The organism is Flavobacteriales bacterium (assembly GCA_016715895.1).
In the GTDB taxonomy this organism is placed as follows: Bacteria; Bacteroidota; Bacteroidia; order Flavobacteriales_F; family PHOS-HE28; genus PHOS-HE28.
On the sequence record JADJXH010000003.1, the window covers coordinates 1,920,550 to 1,942,915 of the forward strand.

17 protein-coding genes are annotated in these 22,366 nt (G+C 65.4%); 14 read left to right on the forward strand and 3 right to left on the reverse strand.

Annotation, left to right across the window (positions count from 1 at the left end; all coding sequences use genetic code 11):
- Positions 1-82: 82 nt before the first annotated feature.
- A complete protein-coding gene (topA, locus tag IPM49_08360; GenBank protein ID MBK9274537.1) occupies positions 83-2,689 on the reverse strand; it encodes a type I DNA topoisomerase in 2,607 nt (868 codons plus the stop codon).
- Between the two features lie 168 nt (positions 2,690-2,857).
- Positions 2,858-3,562: a hypothetical protein gene (locus tag IPM49_08365; GenBank protein ID MBK9274538.1), complete on the reverse strand. Its 705-nt coding sequence runs from the start codon at positions 3,560-3,562 to the stop codon at positions 2,858-2,860.
- Here IPM49_08365 and miaB point away from each other — a divergent pair.
- The 8 genes from miaB to IPM49_08405 all read left to right on the forward strand — a co-directional run bounded on the left by miaB (position 3,561) and on the right by IPM49_08405 (position 11,244).
- Positions 3,561-5,063, forward strand: a complete 1,503-nt coding sequence (gene miaB, locus IPM49_08370) for a tRNA (N6-isopentenyl adenosine(37)-C2)-methylthiotransferase MiaB (GenBank protein MBK9274539.1) — start codon at positions 3,561-3,563, stop codon at positions 5,061-5,063. The two genes, IPM49_08365 and miaB, sit on opposite strands and share 2 nt — an antisense overlap.
- A gap of 39 nt (positions 5,064-5,102) precedes the next feature.
- A complete protein-coding gene (locus tag IPM49_08375; protein MBK9274540.1) occupies positions 5,103-6,317 on the forward strand; it encodes a sigma-54-dependent Fis family transcriptional regulator in 1,215 nt (404 codons plus the stop codon).
- A gap of 101 nt (positions 6,318-6,418) precedes the next feature.
- A complete protein-coding gene (locus tag IPM49_08380; GenBank protein MBK9274541.1) occupies positions 6,419-6,901 on the forward strand; it encodes an LptE family protein in 483 nt (160 codons plus the stop codon).
- 5 nt (positions 6,902-6,906) lie between these two features.
- Complete coding sequence (locus IPM49_08385; GenBank protein MBK9274542.1) at positions 6,907-7,950, forward strand: hypothetical protein; 1,044 nt, start codon at positions 6,907-6,909, stop codon at positions 7,948-7,950.
- 73 nt (positions 7,951-8,023) lie between these two features.
- On the forward strand, positions 8,024-8,371 hold the full coding sequence (gene secG / locus IPM49_08390) for a preprotein translocase subunit SecG (protein ID MBK9274543.1): 348 nt from the start codon (positions 8,024-8,026) through the stop codon (positions 8,369-8,371).
- A 146-nt stretch (positions 8,372-8,517) separates the two neighbouring features.
- A complete protein-coding gene (gene groES, locus IPM49_08395; GenBank protein ID MBK9274544.1) occupies positions 8,518-8,811 on the forward strand; it encodes a co-chaperone GroES in 294 nt (97 codons plus the stop codon).
- A 59-nt stretch (positions 8,812-8,870) separates the two neighbouring features.
- Positions 8,871-10,508: a chaperonin GroEL gene (gene groL / locus IPM49_08400; GenBank protein MBK9274545.1), complete on the forward strand. Its 1,638-nt coding sequence runs from the start codon at positions 8,871-8,873 to the stop codon at positions 10,506-10,508.
- Between the two features lie 331 nt (positions 10,509-10,839).
- A complete protein-coding gene (locus tag IPM49_08405) occupies positions 10,840-11,244 on the forward strand; it encodes a T9SS type A sorting domain-containing protein (GenBank protein MBK9274546.1) in 405 nt (134 codons plus the stop codon).
- Between the two features lie 168 nt (positions 11,245-11,412).
- On the opposite strand, the gene IPM49_08410 is transcribed toward IPM49_08405, so the two are convergent.
- Complete coding sequence (locus IPM49_08410; protein MBK9274547.1) at positions 11,413-11,871, reverse strand: hypothetical protein; 459 nt, start codon at positions 11,869-11,871, stop codon at positions 11,413-11,415.
- 574 nt (positions 11,872-12,445) lie between these two features.
- Between IPM49_08410 and IPM49_08415 the strand changes: the two genes are divergently transcribed.
- The 6 genes from IPM49_08415 to IPM49_08440 all read left to right on the forward strand — a co-directional run bounded on the left by IPM49_08415 (position 12,446) and on the right by IPM49_08440 (position 22,325).
- Positions 12,446-13,744 (forward strand): hypothetical protein, encoded by a 1,299-nt coding sequence (locus IPM49_08415; GenBank protein ID MBK9274548.1) that lies wholly within the window; start codon positions 12,446-12,448, stop codon positions 13,742-13,744.
- Positions 13,745-13,952: 208 nt separating this feature from the next.
- Positions 13,953-17,051: an outer membrane beta-barrel protein gene (locus IPM49_08420; GenBank protein ID MBK9274549.1), complete on the forward strand. Its 3,099-nt coding sequence runs from the start codon at positions 13,953-13,955 to the stop codon at positions 17,049-17,051.
- Positions 17,048-18,358 carry a T9SS type A sorting domain-containing protein gene (locus IPM49_08425; GenBank protein ID MBK9274550.1) on the forward strand — a complete coding sequence of 437 codons (1,311 nt, stop codon included), beginning with the start codon at positions 17,048-17,050 and terminating at the stop codon, positions 18,356-18,358. The genes IPM49_08420 and IPM49_08425 overlap by 4 nt, the downstream gene beginning before the upstream one ends.
- Positions 18,359-18,439: 81 nt before the next feature.
- Complete coding sequence (locus tag IPM49_08430) at positions 18,440-19,825, forward strand: T9SS type A sorting domain-containing protein (protein MBK9274551.1); 1,386 nt, start codon at positions 18,440-18,442, stop codon at positions 19,823-19,825.
- A gap of 14 nt (positions 19,826-19,839) precedes the next feature.
- On the forward strand, positions 19,840-20,541 hold the full coding sequence (locus IPM49_08435) for a hypothetical protein (protein MBK9274552.1): 702 nt from the start codon (positions 19,840-19,842) through the stop codon (positions 20,539-20,541).
- A gap of 236 nt (positions 20,542-20,777) precedes the next feature.
- On the forward strand, positions 20,778-22,325 hold the full coding sequence (locus IPM49_08440; GenBank protein MBK9274553.1) for a hypothetical protein: 1,548 nt from the start codon (positions 20,778-20,780) through the stop codon (positions 22,323-22,325).
- The last annotated feature ends 41 nt before the right edge of the window (positions 22,326-22,366 follow it).

The window sequence follows — 22,366 nt, forward strand, 5'->3', positions numbered from 1 at the left end:
GCCGGCGACCACGGCGCCCGGTCACACCGAGCTACGCACACGATGCTGTTGGCAACCCTGCTCCGGGTCCGCGCCTCGGGGGTCAGGCCTTTTTGGACGACGACTTCCTGGGCGCGGTCTTCTTACCGGCGGCCTTCTTCGCGGACGCTTTCTTCACGGGGGCCTTCTCAGCCGGGGCACTGCGTGTGCGGCCCTTCCGTCCGCCCTTCCTCTCGGGGGCGGCCGCCAGCAGCTCGGTGGCCTGCTCCAGGGTCACCTCTTCGGCCTTCGTGCCCTTGGGCAGGTTGGCGTTCTTGCTGCCGTCGGTGATGTAAGGACCGTAGCGCCCGTCGAGCACTTGGATGGCGCTGTTGGGGAACTCCTTGAGCACGTTCTGGCGGGCGCCGGCCAGCTTGGCCTCCACCAGCTCGATGGCGCGCTCCAGCGTCACGGCGGCGGGGTCCTCGGACTTGGGGATGTTGGCGTAGGTCCTGCCGAACTTCACGTAGGGGCCGAAGCGGCCGCGGCCGGCCACGATCATTTCGCCCTTGTATTCGCCCAGATCGCGCGTGGCGCTGGCCGCCTTCTTCAGGTCGATGAGCTCGATGGCACGGGCCAGGTCGATGCTGAGCGGGTCGTCATCCGCCGTCAGGCTGGCGAAGGTGCCGCCCAGACGCACGTACGGGCCGAAGCGGCCGATGGCCACGCTGACGACCTCGCCATCACGCTCACCCAAGGTGCGGGGCAGCTTGAAGAGGTCCAGGGCCTCTTCCAGGGTGATGGTGCCGATGCTCTGGTCCTTGCGCAGGCTGGCAAAGCGCGGCTTCTCCTCGTCCTCGGCGTCGCCGATCTGGATCATTGGGCCGAAGCGGCCGATGCGGGCGACCACGTCCTTGCCGCTCGCGGGGTCCTGGCCCAGCACGCGGGAACCGGTGGCGCGTTCCGCGGTCTCGCTCACCGTGCCGATGGTCTTGTGGAAGGGCGCGTAGAACTCCTTGAGCATGGCGCGCCAGTTCATGGTGCCTTCGGCGATCTGGTCGAACTCGCCCTCCACGTAGGCCGTGAAATTGAGGTCGACGATGGTGGGGAAGTGCTCGACCAGGAAGTCGTTCACCACCATGCCGATGTCGGTGGGGAAGAGCTTCTGCTTCTCGGCCCCCACGTTCTCGGTGGCCGTGCGGTCGCTGATGGCGCCATCGGCAAGCGTGAGGATCCGGTACGGACGCGGTGTACCCTCGCGGTTCTCCTTCACCACATAACCGCGCTTCTGCACCGTGCTGATCGTGGGCGCGTAGGTGCTGGGGCGGCCGATGCCAAGCTCCTCGAGCTTCTTCACCAGACTGGCCTCGGTGTAGCGGGGGGCCGGGCGCTCGAAACGCTGGGTGGCCGTCATCTCCTGCAGGCCGAGCGCCTCGCCCTGCTTCATCTCGGGCAGCAGGCCCTCCTGCTCCTCGCTGTCGCCTTCATCGTCGCGGCCCTCCATGTACACCTTCAGGAAACCGTCGAAGAGGATCACCTCGCCCTGGGCGACGAGGTCATCGCCCGGGTGGCCGCTGATGGCGATGTTGACCACGGTCCTCTCCAGCTCGGCGTCGGCCATCTGGCTGGCGAGGGTGCGCTTGCTGATGAGGTCGTAGAGGCGCTCCGCATCGCGGTCGGCGCCGGCGGTGCGTACGTTGAGGTCGGTGGGTCGGATGGCCTCGTGCGCCTCCTGGGCGCCCTTGCTCTTGCTCTGGTAGCGCCGGGCCTTGCAGTAGCGGGGGCCATACTGGGCGGTGATGGCGGCTTCGGCGGCGGCGATGGCCTGCTCGCTCAGGTTCACCGAGTCGGTACGCATGTAGGTGATGTGCCCCTGCTCGTAGAGCCCCTGGGCGATGCGCATGGTGCGGTCCACGCCGAAGCCGAGCTTGCGGCTGGCCTCCTGCTGCAGGGTGGACGTGGTGAAGGGCGCGGCGGGGGTGCGTTTGCCGGGCTTCTTCTCCACCGCGTTCACGGTGAAGCTGGCACCCACACAGCCCTGCAGGAAGGCCATGGCCTCGGCCTCGGAGGCAAAGCGCCTCGGCAGTTCGGCCTTCACCGTGGCCTTGCCTCCGGTGACCAGCAAGGCGGTGATACGGAAGGCGCTCTTTTCGGCGAATCCGAGGATCTCACGTTCGCGCTCCACGATGAGCCGTACCGCCACGCTCTGCACGCGGCCCGCGCTGAGGCTCGGCTTCACCTTGCGCCACAGGATGGGGCTGAGCTCGTAGCCCACCAGGCGGTCGAGCACGCGGCGGGCCTGCTGGGCGTCCACCAGGTGCACGTCGATCTTCCGCGGGTTCTCGATGGCCTTGAGGATGGCGGGCTTGGTGATCTCGTTGAAGGTGATGCGGCGCACCTTGTCGTCGGGCAGCTTCAAGGCCTCCTTCAGGTGCCAGCTGATGGCCTCCCCTTCGCGGTCCTCGTCAGTGGCGAGCCACACGATGGCCGCCTTGTCGGCTTCCTTCTTCAGTTCGGATAGCCGGCCCTTCTTGTCATCCGGAATGATGTAGGTGGGCTCGAAGCCGTTGTCCACATCCACGCTGAGGTCGCGCTCGGGCAGGTCGCGGACGTGGCCGTAGCTGCTGAGCACGGTGTAGCCCTCGCCGAGGTACTTCTCGATGGTCTTCGCCTTGGCGGGCGACTCCACGATCACCAGTTCGCCCGTGCCTGCTTCCTTCTTCTTCGCCATGGGATGCGGTCCTTGGTCCGCAAAAGAACGCTCATCCGGGGCCGTGCGGTGGATCGGGCGAGCCCCCCTCCCACCCTTCCCCTATGGGGAAGCTTTTTTTCAACAGGGACGGGCCTCGCGCGGTGGCGTGCGCGCCCCGCGCATACGTACGAACGCGCGCGAGGGACGTCAGCGGACGGGTGGGCGGGCCCATTCGGTGAGGGCCATGCGCTTGGTGGTGAAGGCCCACCCCAGCCGCAGGCCCGACTCCCAGGAGCGCGAGCCGCCACCGACACGGACCATGGGCACCAGGCTGAGGGCGGTGAAGGGGTCGATGACAAGTTCGCCGCCGGCGGTGAGCGGAACGCGTATGCCCAGGCCCAGCATGGCACGCAGCTCGCCACCGAAGCCCTTGGGATCGGCGTCCCCGAGGGTTTCGTTCAAAGTGCCATTGAGGCCCCATCCGGTGCGGGTGCCGTTCATCCGGCCCGCGACCACCGCCCCCAGCGCAAGCCCGAAGCGCAACCGCGTGTTCCCGGGTTGGTCCAGGTTCACCTCGGGCAGCAAGGCCAACCGCACGGTGTAGAGCTCCACGGAGGCCGTGGTGGACTCGCCACTGCCCAGGCCGCCATCGGACCAGCTGGCGCTGAACCGGCGTCGGTCGACCTGCAGCTCGCCCCCCAGGTGGAGGCGACCCGGGGTGTGCTCCCGGTAGAACACGGCCATCGACCAGGCGGGCTGGTCGACACCCTCGAAGTCCAGGGAGCCTGTGGTGTTCTTGCGCTTCCGCTCCTGCAGGTCCAGGTGGGCCGCGCCGACCGTGATGCCGATCGCGTACTGCGCTGTGGCCTGTGCGATCGTGAGCAGGCCCAGGACGAACAACGCCGCACGCATGGGAGTAAGGTCTCTCAAATGTAGGCCCCCATACCCCTCTGCCACCTTGTCAGTCGCCTGGGAAGATCGCCCTACCTTTGCGGCCCTTTCCACCATGGCCGGCAAGCGCGTCCATATCGAGAGCTACGGCTGCCAGATGAACTTCAGCGACAGCGAGATCGTCGCGAGCATCCTGGCCCGGGACGGCTACACCGTGGTGGATCGGCCCGAGGAGGCGGACCTGGTGCTGCTGAACACCTGCAGCATCCGCGACAAGGCTGAGCAGACGGTGCTGAACCGGATCGACGGGCTGAACCACCTGAAGGGAAGGAACCCCGACCTGCGGGTGGGCGTGCTGGGCTGCATGGCCGAGCGCATGCGGGAGGACCTGCTGGAGAAGAAGAAGCTGGTGGACCTGGTGGTGGGGCCCGACGCCTACCGCACCCTGCCTGCCCTGCTCGATGAGGTGGAAGGCGGCCAAAAGGCCGTGAACGTGCTGCTGAGCCGCGAGGAGACCTACGCCGAGATCGAGCCCGTGCGCCTGGGCAGCAACGGGGTCACCGCCTTCGTCACCATCATGCGGGGCTGCGACAACATGTGCGCCTTCTGCGTGGTGCCCTTCACCCGGGGGCGTGAACGCAGCCGCGACCCGGACAGCATCGTGGACGAATGCCGGCAGCTGGTGGCCCAGGGCTACCGCGAGGTGACGCTGCTGGGCCAGAACGTGGACAGCTACCGCTGGAACGTGGACGGCCGCGGCGCGGTGAAGGACCCTTCGCAGCCGGTGACCGACTTCGCCGACCTCCTGGAGCGGGTGGCCGGGGTGAGCCCGCTGTTGCGCGTGCGCTACAGCACCAGCCATCCCAAGGACATGACCGACAAGGTGCTGGAGGTGATGGCGCGCCACGACAACATCTGCAAGTACATCCACCTGCCGGTGCAGAGCGGCAGCAGCGCGGTGCTGAAGCGGATGAACCGCGGCTACGACCGGGCCTGGTACCTGGACCGCATCGCCGCCATCCGCCGGCACATGCCCGACTGCGCCATCAGCACCGACCTCATCAGCGGCTTCTGCGGCGAGACCGAGGAGGAGCACCAGGACACCCTGAGCCTGATGGAGGCGGTGCGCTACGACATGGCCTACATGTTCAAGTACAGCGAGCGCCCGAAGACCCTGGCCGCGCGCAAGTACGCGGACGACGTGCCGGACGAGGTGAAAGGCCGGCGCCTGCAGGAGGTGATCGACCTGCAGATGAAGCATGCCGGTGAGCGCAACCAACGGCACGTGGGCCAGGTGCAGGAGGTGTTGATCGAGGGCGTGAGCAAGCGAAGCGATGCGCACCTGTTCGGCCGCAACAGCCAGAACGCGGTGGTGATCGTGGCGCGCGGGCACCAGGGCACGGAGCTGACCCCCGGCGACCGGGTGCTGGCACGGATCGTGAGCGGCACGAGCGGCTCGTTGCAGGGCGAGGTGACGGAGGTCGTGGCGCGTCGCCAGGCCTCCGCCGAAGTGGCTTCATAGGACCAACGGGCGCGGAGGCGCACCAGAGCACGGCACGGAATGAACGTACAACCCATCAAGCAGCGGTTCGGCATCATCGGTGGATCGCCGATGCTCGACCGGGCCATCGAGATCGCCGCGCAGGTGGCGCCGACGGACCTGACGGTGCTGATCACCGGCGAGAGCGGCTCGGGCAAGGAGGTGATGCCGCAGATCGTGCATCAGCTCAGCTCGCGCAAGCACGGCCCGTACATCGCGGTGAACTGTGGCGCCATCCCGGAGGGCACGATCGACAGTGAGCTCTTCGGCCACGAGAAGGGCAGCTTCACCGGAGCGCACGAAGCGCGCAAGGGCTACTTCGAGGTGGCCGACAAGGGCACCATCTTCCTGGACGAGGTGGGCGAGCTGCCGCTGACCACGCAGGTGCGCCTGCTGCGGGTGCTGGAGACCGGCGAGTTCATCCGTGTGGGCAGCAGCAAGGCGCAGAAGACCAACGTCCGCGTGGTGGCGGCGACGAACGTGAACATGCTGCAGGCCGTGCAACGGGGCAGCTTCCGCGAGGACCTGTACTACCGCCTGAACACCGTGCCCATCCACGTGCCCCCGTTGCGGGAGCGACGCGAGGACATCCACCTGCTGTTCCGCAAGTTCGCCAGCGATGCCGCCGAGCGGTACCGCATGCCGGCCATCACCCTGGAACCCGATGCGCTGAAGCTGCTGACGGAGTACCGCTGGCCCGGGAACGTGCGCCAGCTTCGGAACATCGTGGACCAGTTGAGCGTGATCGAGCAGACGCGGTCGATCGGTGCAGCGACCTTGAGGCAGTATCTGCCGGAGGAGAGCACCGCGCTCGTACCTGCCGGGGTCGGGCGGGCGGCGGGGTTGGACAGCGTGAGCGAACGGGAGCTGATCTACAAGTTCCTGTTCGACATGAAGAACGACCTCACCGTGTTGAAGGAGCAGGTGGCCGCCCTGATGCACGGTCAGCCGCTGCCCTCCATCGCTCCGCCGGTCTACCGGGATGAGATCGTGCTGCCGATGCAGGGCACGCCGTCGGGCACCGTGAGCATCCAGCTGCCGCAGCGGCCGGGCGAAGCGGACGAGGAGGTGGAGCACATGGAAGTGGAGGAATCGCTGAGCCTGGAGGAAAAGGAGAAGGAGCTGATCCGCAAGGCGCTGACCAAGCACCGCAACCGCCGGAAGACCGCCGCGGCCGAGCTCGGCATCAGCGAACGCACCCTGTACCGCAAGATCAAGGAATACGGGCTGCAGTGATGGGAGGTGCGAAGGTGCAAGGGGGCGGGAAGGCGAGGGTGCAGGGGCGCCGGGCCTCGAAGGTCCCAAGGCGGCCGATCGTCCGCAGGGCGCTGGGCGTATTGCTCCTTCCACTGCTGGTCCTCGCCGGCTGCAAGGTGAACTACTCGTTCACCGGCGCCGACATCCCGGCCGGTGCGGCCACGTACGATGTGGCGGTGTTCGACGCGCGCGCACCGCTGAGCACGCCGCGCACCGCGCAGGTGTTCACCGAAACCCTGCGGGACCTGCTGCAGGCCCAGACGCCGTTGAAGCTGGTGCGCGAGGGCGGCGACCTGCGCTACGAGGGCGCGATCACGGGCTACGACGTGCAGCCGGTGAGCATCCAGGCCAACGAGACCGCCGCCCTGAACCGGCTGACGATGACGGTGAGCGTGACCTACACCAACAGCCTGGATGCCACGCGCAGCAGCACCTTCACGGTGAGCCGGTTCGCCGACTATGACAGTGCGGCCGATCTGGTGACCGTGGAGGAGAGCCTGGTGCGGACCATCAGCGACCAGTTGGTACAGGATATCTTCGACCGCACACTGGGCAACTGGTGAACCGCATGGACCGCGAACGGCTGAACACGCTGCTGCAGGAGCCCACGGCCGTGGACGCCGCCGATGTGGCCGGGCTGCGCGAGCTGGCGGGCCGCTACCCGTGGTTCAGTGGCGCCCAGGTGCTGCTGACGGTGGGCGAAGCGGCCACGGGCGGGGTGCTGTACGACGAGCACCTGCGTCAGGTGGCGGCCCATCTGCCCAGCCGGGCCCGGGTGCACGACTTGGTGCACGCCGATGCGGGCCCCGCTCCGCGCCTGCGGCCCACGCCGGTGGATGCCGGACCGCTGACCGTGCCGGTGACGCCGGAGCCCCCGGTGCCCATGCGGGAGCCGGTCGATCAGGAGCCGGCCGTTGGCACGCCCGGGGAGCCTGTCGCTTCCGCGGATGGACCGGCCCCACCTGCCCCGCAGACCGAAGGGTCCATCGCCGCCTCGGACGAACTGGACGACCAGATCCGCAGCGCCGCCCTTGCGACCGCGTACGACCTGACCTGGTCCACAGGCCAACCGGCCGAGGAGGTGCGGGGACCCGTGGTCCCCCGGTCCGAAGCACCCGCCCCACCCCCTGCCCCGGCACCCGGACCCCCACCTCCGACCGTTGAGGGACCCGCCGCGCCGGCCGCCCGTCGGGAACGCATGCGGTTCACGGCATGGCTGGAGGACGGATCGTCCGAGGGAACGCGGGCGGGCAACCCATCCCCGAAGGTGGATTTGGCGTCCGCCCCCCTGCCGGAAGCTCCGGTGAAGCGGGCCTCCCCCGCATCGGTCCTGCCGGCGGCGATGGACAGCACCGCGTTGATCGAGCGGTTCATTCAGGGCCAGGCCCCGCCCGCGCCCCGCAAGGCGGAGTTCTTCACCCCGCAGCAGGCTGCCAAGCGCAGCTTGGAGGAGCATGCCGAGCTGGTGACCGAGACGCTGGCGCGCATTTACGAGCAGCAAGGCGACACCGCCCGGGCGGCCGCGGCCTACCGGCGTCTGGCGGAGCGGCATCCGCAGCGCCGGGAGGAGTTCCTGGCCCGTGCCGTTGCGGCGGAACGCGGCAAGGGTTGACCGCCGGATCGCCAAGATCCGTTTACTTTGCGCCCCCGCTGCCCGGCAGCGTCCTCTTCAACGCTCCTTCGCCATGGTCGTCGTCTCCGTCCTCATCCTCATCGTGGCCGCCCTGCTGGCCCTTGTCGTGCTGGCCCAGAACCCCAAGGGAGGTGGGCTGGCGGCGGGATTCACCGGCGCTCAGCAGATCGGGGGTGTGCAACGCACGGCCGACTTCCTGGAGAAAGGGACGTGGACGCTCGCCGGTGCCTTGATGGTGCTGTGCCTGGTGAGCACGGCGGTGCAGAGCGGAGGCGCGGCCGAACTGGACGAACTGGATGCCCCCAGTGAACAGGTGACCGCGGGTGACGTGGCGCCCGAGGATGTGGCGCCGGCCCAGGAGGAGGCACCGGCCCAGGAGCCTGCGCCGGCCACGCCGTAACGCGTCAGGCTGACAGCCCTGCTGTCAGGTGGTTGGTCCCTTCGGGCCGAACCTTGCAAGATCGTCAGTCGTGTGACAGGCAGAGGTGCATTGGCATGGCGGTTGACATGCGCGGCCCGCAAACCAACCGAACGATCCAATTCACCATGGCTACGAAAGTGAAGCCCCTGGCGGACCGTGTGCTCGTGGAAGCCGCAGCCGCCGAAGAGACCACCAAGGGTGGCATCATCATCCCCGACACGGCCAAGGAGAAGCCGCAACGCGGCAAGGTGGTGGCCGTCGGCAGCGGCCGTGTGGCCGAGGACGGCAAGGTGACCCCGTTGAGCGTGAAGGCCGGTGACGAGATCCTGTACGGCAAGTACAGCGGCACCGAGCTGAGCTATGACGGCAAGGACTACCTCATCATGCGCGAGAGCGACATCTACGCCGTCCTGAACTAAGCACCCTACGGGCGCCTCATGCGGCGCCCTTCCCGTTCCATCCCAAATCCCCAACTGCAATGGCAGCCAAGAACATCCAATTCGACATCGATGCGCGCGACCGGTTGAAGCGCGGTGTGGACCACCTCGCGAACGCGGTGAAGGTGACCCTGGGCCCCAAAGGCCGCAATGTGATCATTGACAAGAAGTTCGGTGCCCCCTCCGTGACCAAGGACGGGGTGACCGTGGCCAAGGAGATCGAGCTGAAGGACGCCGTGGAGAACATGGGCGCCCAGATGCTGAAGGAAGTGGCCAGCAAGACGGCCGACGCCGCCGGTGACGGCACCACCACCGCCACGGTGCTGGCCCAGGCCATCGTCACCGCCGGTCTGAAGAACGTGGCCGCCGGTGCCAACCCGATGGACCTGAAGCGCGGCATCGACAAGGCCGTGGTGGCCGTGGTGGACGAGCTCAAGAAGATGAGCAAATCCGTCGGTGACGACAACGCGAAGATCAAGCAGGTGGCATCGATCAGCGCCAACAACGACGAGACCATCGGCGCGCTGATCGCGCAGGCCATGGAGAAGGTGAAGAAGGAGGGTGTGATCACCGTGGAGGAGGCGAAGGGCACCGAGACCACCGTGGAAGTGGTGGAGGGCATGCAGTTCGACCGCGGTTACCTGAGCCCCTACTTCGTGACGAACGCCGACAAGATGGAGGCCGAGCTCGAGAACGCCTACATCCTGATCTACGACAAGAAGATCAGCAGCATGAAGGAACTGCTGCCGATCCTGGAGAAGGCCGTGCAGACCGGCAAGCCCCTGCTGATCATCAGCGAGGACGTGGACGGTGAAGCGCTGGCCACCCTGGTGGTGAACAAGATCCGCGGCGCCCTGAAGGTGGCCGCTGTGAAGGCCCCGGGCTTCGGCGACCGCCGCAAGGCCATGCTGGAGGACATCGCCATCCTTACGGGCGGCACGGTGATCAGCGAGGAGCGCGGCTTCAAGCTGGAGAACGCCGACCTGAGCTACCTGGGCAAGGCCGAGAAGATCAGCATCGACAAGGACAACACCACGATCGTGAACGGTGCCGGCAAGAAGGCGGACATCACGGCCCGTGTGAACCAGATCAAGGCCCAGATCGAGACCACCACGAGCGACTACGACAAGGAGAAGCTGCAGGAACGCCTGGCGAAGCTGGCCGGCGGCGTGGCCGTGCTCTACGTGGGTGCCGCCACCGAGGTGGAGATGAAGGAGAAGAAGGACCGCGTGGACGACGCGCTCCATGCGACCCGCGCGGCCGTGGAGGAGGGCATCGTTCCGGGCGGCGGTGTGGCCTACATCCGTGCCCAGAAGGCGCTGGAGAAGATGGAGGGCGCCAACAACGACGAGACCACCGGCATCGGCATCGTGCGCCGCGCCATCGAGGAGCCCCTGCGCCAGATCGTGGGCAACGCGGGCCTGGAGGGCAGCATCGTGGTGCAGAAGGTGCGCGACGGCAAGGCCGACTTCGGCTTCAACGCCCGCACTGAGGAGTACGAGAACCTGCTCGCCGCCGGTGTGATCGACCCCACCAAGGTGACCCGTGTGGCCCTGGAGAACGCCGCTTCCATCGCCAGCATGCTGCTCACAACCGAGTGCGTGATCAGCGAGGAGAAGGAGGAGAAGGCCCCGGCTCACAGCCACGGCGGCATGGGCGGCGGCATGGACATGATGTAAGCCTCCTCTGGAGGGAACCCCAAGGGCAAGCCCCGGTCAGCGATGGCCGGGGCTTGTTCGTTCATGCGCCAGGGATGCTCAGCCGCCTGGGCAGGTGTCTGCACCGGGCTCAAGCACCCGTATCCGCACCACGATCGGTGCTGGTCGGCGTGCACTCCTCTTGCCGCTCTGGGCAAGGCCGCGAGTTACCGGCGTGCATACCTACGCCGCACGGCACCTCATCGCAGCCTCAACGCTGGATGAATTCGCGGCGCTCCGGCAAAGGATGATGTGCGCTTCGCATTGCCGGAACATCGCTGCATTCGCTTTGCGCCACAAAACCGAACGAACGATGGAACGACCAACGATGATGACGAACGCCATGATCGCCGGACTGCTGCTGCTGGCCTCTCAGGGCATGAAGGCGCAGGATGTGGCAGAGCTGATCCCCGGGGAGCACAGGACTGAGCAGCACCGCGACGCGATGCGCTCAACGGACGTGGACCCGATCACGGACGATGGCCATGACGCGGACCGGTTGAGCCCGGCGGCCCAGTTCGTGATCACCAGTGAGCCCGATTCGAAAGGAACGCTGCACGTGCAGATCCGCGATGAGGCCGGCCGTGTGGTGCAGGACCGGTCGTATGCGGATAAGACCACGATCGCCGTGGACCTGGGCCACCTGCAGCATGGACGCTATGCCGCACGCGTGGAGCGCGGTGGTCAGGTGGTGGTGCGCCGATTCGTCCGGCCCTGAACTTCACCGCTGATGCGTGGAAGCCGGCCTCGCGCCGGCTTTTTCATGCGTGGAAGGGCGCGGTTCACGCCAGGTTCCCCAAGGCTTGATGCGGACTTCACACGCAAGGCGGCCCGATCCGCTTCCTTCGTGGCTCAGGCCCGGCACCTGTGGGTGGTCACAACGTCATCAACCCCGGCTTGGCCCACCGGTCGCCGGGTCCGATGCTGTGGATGTTGCGGGGGCATCCGTTGTCCTGTGCGGACCGGGTGCGATCCCACCGACCCTCGGTTCCAAAGCGGTCCGGCCGATGGGAGGTTCGAGCCACACACTGGGGATGGGATCGCGGCGTCGCCAGGTGCGCACGGACTGATAGGCATCCCGGAACGCGGAGAGATCGGCATCCGGATCCTTCCAGGCCCCATCCTCGAGCAAGGCATCCACAGCAAGCACTTGGGACACGGTGATCCGCGGGGCCAGCTGACGACGCAGCAGCTTCAGGCGCAGATGCACATCGGCGAGCCGGTCCCCCAGGAACACATCCTCGAAGCGCAACACCGCCCATACTACTTGATCGGTGTGATCCAAGCTGGTGACCCAACGCGCCAGCTCGGCGCCCAATCCATCCGCATTCCTTCGTTCGCCCATGGTTTCCGATCGACGATGAACACGTCGATCTCCGGGGCAAAAAGTAGTTCGAGCGGACGCGGTGCCAAGCGCTGAGGCCGGGCTCGTATCCACGACCTATCAACAGGCGGTTGTGGACCGCTCCGGGAGCACTTGAGGTTCTGGGGCAGACGATGCCGAACACGTTCACGAACAGGCCGAAGTCCGTGATATTGACCTGGTCGTCCCGGTTCAGGTCACCGCGCACGGCGTACACCGCAGCCTGGCCCACAGCCCCAGCACCCCGGAACACGCCAGCGTCTTCCCGGGTGCCAATGGCTACCCGTCCTGGATCCTCGACCCGTACGACCCATCCAGCCGCCGCGTGTTCAAGACCATGTAGAAGCTGGTCCGCCAGCAAGCTGAACGACCTTCGATGGAAGGACCGCTCGCATCGAAGAACACCACCTTGCCGGGGTCGGTACTGGGCATTCCTTCCGTCGCGACCACGATGCCGCCGGGCACCACGCACACGCTGTTGGCGCCAGCACATGCGCAAGCGAAGCTTAACCTTCCGATAGGGCGGGCTTCACGCGGGCCCTCGTGCTTTGCCCCGATGTCGCTCACCCGGAATGACGGCGCGGGACGGACCGGCGAACCCGGCGAAGAGCTCGCGCTCTTCGCTGCGGCGGTGCAGGCGGGGCGATCGGACCACGCGGTCTTCAGGCACTACACCACCGGGCCACCCATCGATCCGCATGACCCCCGACTGGACAGCGACCCCGCGGCGCTGACGGAGCGGTTGCGCAGCATGGCGGCGGCGGATCGGAGGAAACCCGGGACCACAGGGCGGCCAGCGCCGACCGCCGCACGGCGGGTGGATGAGGAGGACCTGATCGAATTCCTTCCGAGGCCCTTCGCCAGGACCTACGTGATGCGGCAGGCCATCCCTGAGCCGACAGTGGACGACCTGCCGTTCCTGATCGGACCGCAAGGAGGAGCAGGGAACACCTTCCTGGTCTTCGCACCGGAGACCGGCGCCGGCCAGCCCTTCGCGTTCGCCACTTCCGCCCTGCCCCACGCACAATTCGCCGGCCCAGGCCGGCGCACGGTGCTGCTTCCACGTCATACGTTTGATCCCAAGGGAGTGGCCCGGGACAACATCAGCGCATGGGCTGTGGACCGCTTCCAGGAGGTGTACGGTTCCCTTCCCCTCCGCCACGGCAAAGGTCCCCAGATGATCCCGCCCACGCTGTCGGAGGTCCGGGCCGCGCGTGCACAAGGCATTCGTCGCAGACCGCTGCGGAAAGCCACCATGGACCGCACGATCACCAGCACGGACGTCCTCCACTATGCCTACGCGGCGATGCATGACCCCTTGTGGAAAGGACGACCGGAGGAATCCGGCGCCGCACCCGGCCCGATACGCATCATGCTTCACCCCGACCTGGAGGCCTGGTGCAGCCTGGGCCAGGAACTGCTCGAGCTCCACCTCGGCCACGACATGCTCGAGGGGTGGCCATTGACCGCCACGCCGGTGCCGGCTCCAGTGTACGAGCGGATCGTTCATGATGAGGCGGGCGCGCCCTTCATCTGGCGGCTTCGCATGAAGGTGGACCGGGAGGAGGGCTGGATCGAGGTCGACGGCCGGGTCCGGCTGGAAGGTGTGCCGAGCCGTGCCTGGGACCTGATGCTTGGTGAGCGTTCGTTGATGGACCGCGTGATCGACCAGTACAAGGAGCTGGTGATCCATCCCGGGCGCAGCGCCAAGGAGGAACGGCAGCTCCGCGAACGTCATGTGGACCGATCCGTGCGCACCCTGCGCCGCGCGTGCCGGTTGAGCTTTGAGACGCAGCGGATCCGACAGGCGATCGCTGCGTTGCCGCACGCCATCACGACCCGCCTTCGCGCGTAAGATCCGATCGACCGGATCGTTACGCGAATGTGACCGGGCCGCAGGCCTCCGATGTCCGCCGACCGGGAATGAACGCTTCCGGGGCCTTGCTGGCCGCGGGTCCGTGCGCATTGGTCCGCATCGGTCGGAAATAGATCATGCTTAACGACCACGGAACGCACAGCCCAAACGGGGCCTGCACCTTCGCCGCCCGGAACGATCTCCCCGCATGAAGCCGCTGCATCATATACTAACGTTGATCGCCCTGGGCTGTTCGCTCATCATCCATGGACAGGGCATCATCCGCGGCAAGGTGACCGACCAGAACGGGGAGCCCATGATCGGAGCCTCCGTGATGCTCAAGGACAAGCCGACCGTCGGTACGGCGGCGGACCTGGACGGGAATTATTCCTTGACGATCAAGGACCCCGGTCCCGCGGTGATCACCATCGCCTCCTTCGGTTTCCAGGCCGTGGAGCGGACGGTGGACCCGAAGGGTGGTGAGGTCATCATCCTCAATGTCATGCTCAGCCAGCAAAGCACCGAGCTTAAGGAGTTCGAGGTGACTTATAAGGCGAGCAAGCGCAGTGACGGCTATCTGGACCGAATGAAGATCAACTCGGCCACGAGCTTTGATTTCATCTCAAGGGACGCGATGGTGCGGACGGGGGACGGGGATGCGGCGCAGGCGGTTCGTCGGGTGACCGGGGTATCTTCGGTTGGGGCCTTCGTCACAGTGCGCGGATTGGCCGATCGCTATGTGGCCACCACGATCAATGGGGGCCGGGTACCCACGCTTGACCCGTTCACCAACAACCTACGGCTTGACCTCTTCCCCACCGGTCTGATGGATAACATCATTATTACGAAAACGGCCACACCGGACGTGCCTGGTGATTGGTCGGGGGCGTACATCTCCATGAACACGAGCGACTACCCAGAGAAGTTCTTCCTGAACGTGCAGATGACGGTCGGCTATAATCCCAAATCAAGCTACAAGGACATCGTGACGGCCGGCACGTCCAGCACCGATCGCCTGGGATGGGATGACGGGACACGTGGCCTGCCCGAAGGCATGCCTGACGATGTGGAGGACTTCCCGCGATTCGTGGAGCCGAACATCTACCAGCAATTGAGCCTGCTCGGCCTCCAAGGCTATTTGAACGGTCTGGGCATCACATCGAGCACGCCCGGGTTCAACACCACGAGCATGACAACAGGCAGCACGCTGCAGCACCTGGCGCTCACCGAGCTCGGGCTTCTTCCCCCCGCGCTGCTGTACGACGCCACGGCTGTTTCCCAAGCGGTGAACACCTACAACGCCACCTACGACCTTGGGTACTTCTCCCCCACGGTGAACGCCGAGCTGGCCTCGCTGAACACGCGTTTTGACAACAGCCGGTGGCGGGTGGGGCAAGGTACGGGCGACCCGAACTACAACTTCGGGATCACCATGGGGAACCAACTCGATCTGGGGCGTGACCGCGAACGGCCGGGAAAGCTCGGCTACCTCGTGGGCCTGCGCTACAGTTCGGAGACCCAGTACGACGGAAGCTCAACCTTCCTGCGGACCTTCGAGCGGTACGAGGATGAAGAACCCGGGGACCAGTTCAAGCGCAAAGCCGAGCAACAGATCAGTGTGGTGTCCAATGGATGGAACGCCCTGGGCAACCTGTCATGGAACCCGAACCGCAACAACAGCATATCGCTGATGGCGATGGCCAATGTCCTGGGGCAGAACAACGCGCGGTTCATCACCTTCCTGGATCCCACCATCAGCGGCGAGACCTTCATTTCCGAGGAACAGTTCTGGGAGCAGAGACGCTTGTTCGCCTTCCAGTTGGGAGGGAAGCATCTGATACCGGCGCTCAACCTGACCGTGACCCCCGACGTGTCGTACTCGACCGGCAAGCGGGACATGTTGGACTTCCTGACGGTGCAATACGTGCTGCCACCTCCCAGCCAGCCGATCACGGACGTGGACGGTGCGCTGACCCCCCCGGGTCGTATCTACCGTTTCCTGAACGAACGGTTGCTCGACGCGCGGCTCGGGTTCGAGCTTCCTCTGGATGACGATCCTTCGCTGGTACGCAAGCTGAAGTTCGGAGGGGGGTATCGGTGGAACGAGCGACGCAACGACCAGAAGTACATGGTGGTGCTTGATGCGCCGGGCCCGACACAATGGGAGGAGCCGGGACGGTTCGAGATGAACGAGGAGGGTCGATTCCCCTCACGCTACGCCCCATTTGGCACCTTCAAGGACAATGACATCGGCATCCTGCATGTGGTCGCAGGATACGTGATGACCGACTATGCGCTCACCCCACGCCTTAGGATCGCAGGCGGCGTTCGCGCTGAGAACACGGACCTGTTGAGCGACATTTTCAAATTCTGGCGCGACGGGGTCGCCCGCGAGGACAGCATCAGAGGCACCGTGGGTGACCTCGCCATCAACGGAGCAGGGACACCGGAGCCCAAGCCGGCCTACCCTGGTGAGATCAAGCAATGGGACCTGCTGCCGAGCGTCAACCTCATCTATCGCATCAGGAATGACGAGGGCGCACCGATGAACCTGCGCCTGGGCTACTTCAGGTCGCTGGGTCGCCCAAGTTTCCGCGAGCTCAGCGTCGTCCAATACTATGACTACCTCTTCCAGGCTCCTGTCTTCGGGAACCCGGACCTAAGGATGACGGCGATCGACAACTACGACCTTCGTTTGGAGAATTTCTTCGCCGGTGGTGCCAACGTGTCCCTTAGCGGATTCTACAAAGCGTTCCGCGACCACATTGAACTGCTGCAGACCTCCGGAGGGGGCATCACATGGCGCAACGCCGACCGCAGCTACGTGGTGGGCGTGGAACTGGAGGGACGGGTGAAGCTCCTTCGGCCTCTGGAGCTCCGCGGCAATCTAACATGGATGGAGTCGCGGTCCTTCCTGACCACGTACATCGCAGGTGACGAGGTGAAATACAGCACACCGATGTACGGACAGGCCCCGTACATCGTGAACACCATGCTGACCTACGCGCTGGACAGCCTGAAGATGGACCTCAGCGTGTCATACAACCTGCAGGGCCCGAAGCTTGCGGTGACCAACAACGAAGGCGACCCTGATGCCGTGCGTTCCTTCGAGATGCCGAGGCATGTGGTCGATATCACCCTGGGCAAGCAGTTCGGCGCCCACTGGGGACTGCAGTTCAGGGTGCGTGACCTGCTGAACACCGCGGTGCGCAGAATCCACCTCTTCGCCGAAGGCTATGGGCCGGACTTCGACAGCTACCGCTGGGGTACCGAATACCAGCTCAACCTTTCGTACACCATCCGATGACCACACGAGCGATCCTGCTTCTTACCGCCATCACGATGGCAGTGCAGGTCCGTGCCCAAGGCGACCTGGAGAACGTCATCGTGGAGACCTATTACATCTCCGATGCGAACGACGCCACGGACACCATCGGCGGTGGCCTGGCAGAGCCATCACGCACCTACCGCGTGTATGTGGACCTCTGCGACAGCTGTGCCCTGCGCGCCGTCTACGGCGATGCCTCACATGCACTGGAGGTCCGTTCCACCGCACCCTTCTTCAACAACCTCGACCGTGGCAAGAGCTTCGGGCACGAGATCAACAACGGTGCGTTGGACGAGAACACGGTGGCCCTGGACTCGTGGTTCTCACTCGGTGCGGGAAGCAACCAGAAATTCGGCATCCTGAAGGCCGACGACCCGGATGGCAGCATCCTGGGTGGGAACGACGGCGGCAGCGCGATGATCCCCGGGGGCCTGTTGCAGAACGTCGATCCTCTCGCAGGCGCCCCGCTCGATTCGCTGGACGGCCTGGTGCCGCTGAACGGAGGTTCCGCCCTGCCACCCGGTTTCGCCGTCACCGGCCTCAGCCCTGACAGCCTGTTCGAGGACAGCATCGCGGGGGGCGAGTTCGTGACCAGCAACACGCGGATCAGCTGTATCGCTCCCGGTGTCACGGGTCCGACCGCGGCGAACCGCATCCTGATCGGGCAGTTCACCACCACCGGCGAACTGAACTTCTGCCTGAACATCGAGATCCAACGGGCGAGCGGCACCCTGATCAAGTACGTGTGCCGGGACACACTGCTTCAAACCGGCGAAGTGGCCAGCGGCCTGTTACAGTATCCACCACAGTGCGGCTGCATGGACCCGAACTACCTGGAGTTCGACCCCACGGCCGGCTGCGACGACGGATCCTGCGCCACGCCCATCGTCTTTGGGTGCCTGGACAGCCTGGCCTGCAACTTTGATCAAGGGGCCAATTTCCCTGTGGACGCGCTGTGCTGCTATGGCCCGGACGACTGCAATGGTCTCGACATCTCCATCGTCTGCCCGGACGTGGGCATCGTCGATCCGCACGGTGGCGCCGCCGACTGGAGCTTTCATCCGAACCCGTCCAGCGGCGACCTGCTCACGATCACCTGGGTCGGTCTTCATCCGGAGCGCGTGCGTGTGCTCGACGGGATCGGCAGGACCATGATCGAGCAGGAGTTGGGGGCAACACCCGACGGATCTGTGCTTCTGGACGTTTCCGCATTGCCTCCCGGGCTGTACTTGGTGCAGCTCGCGGATGCGGATACGACCCGCGTGAGACGGTTGGTCCGAGGATGAACCAGCTTCACGATCTGGTAACACAGCCCTCCGATGGGCGCAATGCTGCGCCGATAGTTTCGCCCGCTCAACCGACGAACCATGCACCGCCCGCTCCTATCCGTCCTGATCCTCCTCGTCACACCTGCGCTGGCCCAGTACACCCCGCCCGACCCCAGCGGTCTGGAGAACATCCTGGTGGAGCGCTACTATGTGTCCGACGCGAACGACGCATCCGACACCGACGGCAGCAGCGACCTGGATGCGGGTGAGGTGACCTACCGCGTCTACGCCGACCTCAAGGAGGGGTACAAGCTGATCACCGTGGGCGGGTTCCCCGGCCACGACATCAGCTTCAATACCACGACCACGTTCTTCTACAACGATGATCGCGGAGAGGCCTGGGCCGTGGACATCAACGACATCCATATCAACAAGAACTCGGTGGCCATCGACAGCTGGCTGACCATCGGGGCAGCGAGCGATGCGCACTGGGGTGTACCCAAGGACGAGGACACCGATGGGTCGATCTTGATCAACAACGACGGGGGCAGCACCGGCACCCCGATGCTGGTGAACACCGATCCACTGGCGGGCATCCCGCTCACGCAAGCGGACGGTCTGCTCGCAGGAACGCCGCCGGGCATCCTTTCCGTGGGCCTGGCACCGACCATCTTCAATGACGTCAACGGCAGCAGCTATACCTCGGACAACTTCGCCTGGAGCAGCAACATCGGCAACATCGAAGGACCCACGGCCTCCAACAAGATCCTGCTCGGCCAGTTCACGACCGACGGGACCTTCACCTTCTGCCTCAACCTCTGGGTGCGGATCCCGGACAGCCTGGTATGCAATGACCCGAACTGCCACGAGATCCTGGAGTACTACGCCACCATCATCCCCTCCGACACGATCGGCGGCGGATACAACGCGGACAACAAGTTCAGCTTCCCCTGGTTGTGCTTCGATTCAAGCAGCCAGCAGGTGGACTGCCTCGGTGTGCCGGGCGGAAGCGCCCTGCCGGGAACTCCCTGTGATGACGGCAACGCGGACACCTCGAATGATGTGTTCGATGCCAATTGCGCGTGCGTGGGCGAGGACTGCGAAGGTGTCCTTGGTGGCAATGCCCTGCCCGGCCAGCCGTGCGATGATGGTGACCCGAACTCGGTGAACGACACCTGGCAACCCGGCTGTGTGTGCAGCGGGGTCGTCGGCGTCGAGGAGCTTGCCACGGGCGACGTCCTTGTGACCGTGCACCCGAACCCCGTGGTCGACCGCTTCACCGTGGGGATCCACGGCGCTGTCGGAGAGCGCGCATCGTTCGAACTGCGCACGGCGCTCGGCCAGCTGGTGGAGTCGCGCGATCTGGGTGCGCTCGGTGAGCGCTGGAGCGGAAAGATCGACCTGGGGAACGCCGCGAGCGGCATCTACTTCCTGGAGGTGGTGCATGGCGGTGCACGCGAGGTGAAGCGCGTGGTGAAGCGTTGACCATGCGCTGCAGGTTGGCCATCCTCGTCTGCGGTCCGCTGATCGCGATGTCGACGGTGCGGTGCCAGGACCCTATCGAGGCGGTCCTTGTTGAACGCTTCGCCGTCAGGCCCGACGCGACGCGTGGTGAGGACCTGGTGACCTACCGGCTGTTCATTGACCTTGCCGAAGGTCACCGGCTCAACATGGTGTTCGGCGAAGAGCTCAATGAGCTGATGATCCGCACCACGACGCATTTCGTGAACTCCACGAACAGCGTGAAGTACGGCGACCGGATCCACCATCGCGACATCCTTCAAGGGGACGATGCATACGATTCCTGGTTGACCATCGGCGCGGCAAGTGACCGGCACTGGGGTATTCCGCGCGAACTGGATGTGGCCGATGGAAGCGACGATGGCCTCGTCGAGATGGACAGTGTACCCCAGGTGGTGAACATGTTGATGGAGCCGGGCTACCTGGGAACGATCCCCGGTTGCTGCGTGCATACCATGAACGGTGCCTGGGCCATCCTTGGAGGCACCAGCGGGCTCTCCGACGAAGGAGTGGTCCTCATCGGACAGTTCACCACGAGCGGGACGCTGGAGTACACATTGAACGTCCAGGTGAAGCGACCGGACGGCAGCCTGGTGCGCTGCGTGGCCACGGTAGCGAGCGAACCGGGCGACCTGGTGCTGCCGATCCTCAAGGGATCCGCGGGGGCGGCCCGCCCCTGAACCCTTGCTCTTGGGCACGACCCATGCCTTGTGGGTGGTGGGTGAAGTGTGCCTGATGCGATCCGCGCTGTGTTAACCCCATGTGACCGGAGGAAGATCACAGTTCACACGAAAAGCCACGATCCATAAGCAAAGGATAGCGTGGCAGTAACGCCGCATGGGGTCGGGTGCGGACAGTTTTGTCCCATCTGAAACCGAACCCCCAACCCCCCAAAAACCCTAACTCTTTCCAGACCATGAAGAACCTGAATCGAACGCTGATGGTGGCCGGCCTGGCCGCCGCAGGTCATGCGGCCTCCGCGCAAGCGGTGGGCAGCGCGTGTGGCTGTCCGGACGTGGCCGCCCGCACGCCAGTGAACGTGTCCACTTTGGTGGACGCCAACGACAACCTGATCAATGCGGCGACCACGCTGACCTGCAACAACCTGTACATCTTGGACACGCGCCTGTACGTGAACGCCGGCCAGGACCTGTACATCGAGCCAGGCACGGTGATCAAGGCGCAGAGCAATGTCGGAGCCGCACACGCCATCATCGTGGCACGCGACGGCCAGATCTGGGCGAACGGAAGCGAGGCCTGCCCGATCATCATGACCTCCGTGAACGACCCGCTCGACGGTTCCTACTCCGTGCTGAACCGAGGACAGTGGGGCAGCCTGGTGGTGCTGGGCCGCGCTTACACCAACAAGCAGAACACGGACAATGACCCGACGGAGACGGCCGTGAACGGCGTGGGCTCGATCGAGGGCCTGGCCGTGGGTGACCCGCGCCACGAGTTCGGCAACCCGGTGGGCACGGAGATCAACGATGACAACAGCGGAGTCATCCGCTACGTGAGCCTGCGCCACGGCGGCGAGATCATCGGCGCGAACAACGAGATCAACGGCCTGACCCTGGGCGGCGTGGGCACCGGCACCACGATCGACCACGTGGAAGTGGTGGCCAACAAGGACGACGGCTTCGAGTTCTTCGGCGGCACGGTGAACGCCAAGAACCTGGTGGCCTTCCACTGCGACGACGACTACATCGACTGGGACAACGGCTGGAACGGCAAGCTTCAGTTCGTGTACGGCATTCAGGGTCCGGACAACAGCGGCGGTGCGAACAACCAGGGCGACAACGGCTTCGAGTGCGATGGCGACGACGCCGCCACGAACACCGGGATCAAGTCCAACCCCATCGTCTACAACGCCACCATCATCGCGCGCAACCTGAACGACGAGGCGATCGAGGCCAAGGAGCGGACGCTGGGCAGCATCACCAACAGCATCTTCGCCCGCTTCGCACGTGGCTTGAACATGACCACCGAAGTGGGTGCCGCTTGGAACGCGAACACGTTCAACGTGAAGAACTGCACCTTCCAGGAGGTGGGCACACCGCTTCGCATCAACAATGTGGTGCCTGCCGCTGGAAGTCCCGAGCAGACCAAGTTCGCTGCTGACGGCAACCTGAGCGTGGGCGCCAACGCCCTGATCGACGCCACCTACACGATGGGCGCGAACAACAGCCTGACGGACCGTGTGAACCCGGTGCCTCCCGCTGGTGCGGTGGCCGCGCAGACCACCTTGACCCCTCCGGTGGACGGCTTCTTCACCGGTGCGAAGTACCGTGGCGCCTTCCAGCCCGGCGCAACCCCTTGGACCGAGGGCTGGACGCTCGCCGCCCAGATCGGCCTCGACGTGGCCGCCTCCGCCGGCTGCACCGGTGACCTGAACCGCGACGGCATCGTGAACGCCACCGACTTCGGCCTGTTCGTGAACGCCTTCAACAACACCTGCTACTAAGCGACCCCCTGAACGGTCCCCGGGGAGGCGGGTCCGCCCCG

Excerpts from the sequence above, each read along its gene's own strand:
- IPM49_08410 (MBK9274547.1), bottom strand. The coding sequence starts at position 11,871 with ATGGGCGAACGAAGGAATGCGGATGGATTGGGCGCCGAGCTGGCGCGT.
- IPM49_08440 (MBK9274553.1), top strand. The coding sequence starts at position 20,778 with ATGAAGAACCTGAATCGAACGCTGATGGTGGCCGGCCTGGCCGCCGCA.
- IPM49_08385 (MBK9274542.1), top strand. The coding sequence starts at position 6,907 with ATGGACCGCGAACGGCTGAACACGCTGCTGCAGGAGCCCACGGCCGTG.
- secG (MBK9274543.1), top strand. The coding sequence starts at position 8,024 with ATGGTCGTCGTCTCCGTCCTCATCCTCATCGTGGCCGCCCTGCTGGCC.
- IPM49_08415 (MBK9274548.1), top strand. The coding sequence starts at position 12,446 with ATGTCGCTCACCCGGAATGACGGCGCGGGACGGACCGGCGAACCCGGC.
- groL (MBK9274545.1), top strand. The coding sequence starts at position 8,871 with ATGGCAGCCAAGAACATCCAATTCGACATCGATGCGCGCGACCGGTTG.
- IPM49_08365 (MBK9274538.1), bottom strand. The coding sequence starts at position 3,562 with ATGCGTGCGGCGTTGTTCGTCCTGGGCCTGCTCACGATCGCACAGGCC.
- IPM49_08405 (MBK9274546.1), top strand. The coding sequence starts at position 10,840 with ATGGAACGACCAACGATGATGACGAACGCCATGATCGCCGGACTGCTG.
- IPM49_08430 (MBK9274551.1), top strand. The coding sequence starts at position 18,440 with ATGCACCGCCCGCTCCTATCCGTCCTGATCCTCCTCGTCACACCTGCG.
- miaB (MBK9274539.1), top strand. The coding sequence starts at position 3,561 with ATGGGAGTAAGGTCTCTCAAATGTAGGCCCCCATACCCCTCTGCCACC.
- IPM49_08425 (MBK9274550.1), top strand. The coding sequence starts at position 17,048 with ATGACCACACGAGCGATCCTGCTTCTTACCGCCATCACGATGGCAGTG.
- topA (MBK9274537.1), bottom strand. The coding sequence starts at position 2,689 with ATGGCGAAGAAGAAGGAAGCAGGCACGGGCGAACTGGTGATCGTGGAG.
- IPM49_08420 (MBK9274549.1), top strand. The coding sequence starts at position 13,953 with ATGAAGCCGCTGCATCATATACTAACGTTGATCGCCCTGGGCTGTTCG.
- groES (MBK9274544.1), top strand. The coding sequence starts at position 8,518 with ATGGCTACGAAAGTGAAGCCCCTGGCGGACCGTGTGCTCGTGGAAGCC.
- IPM49_08375 (MBK9274540.1), top strand. The coding sequence starts at position 5,103 with ATGAACGTACAACCCATCAAGCAGCGGTTCGGCATCATCGGTGGATCG.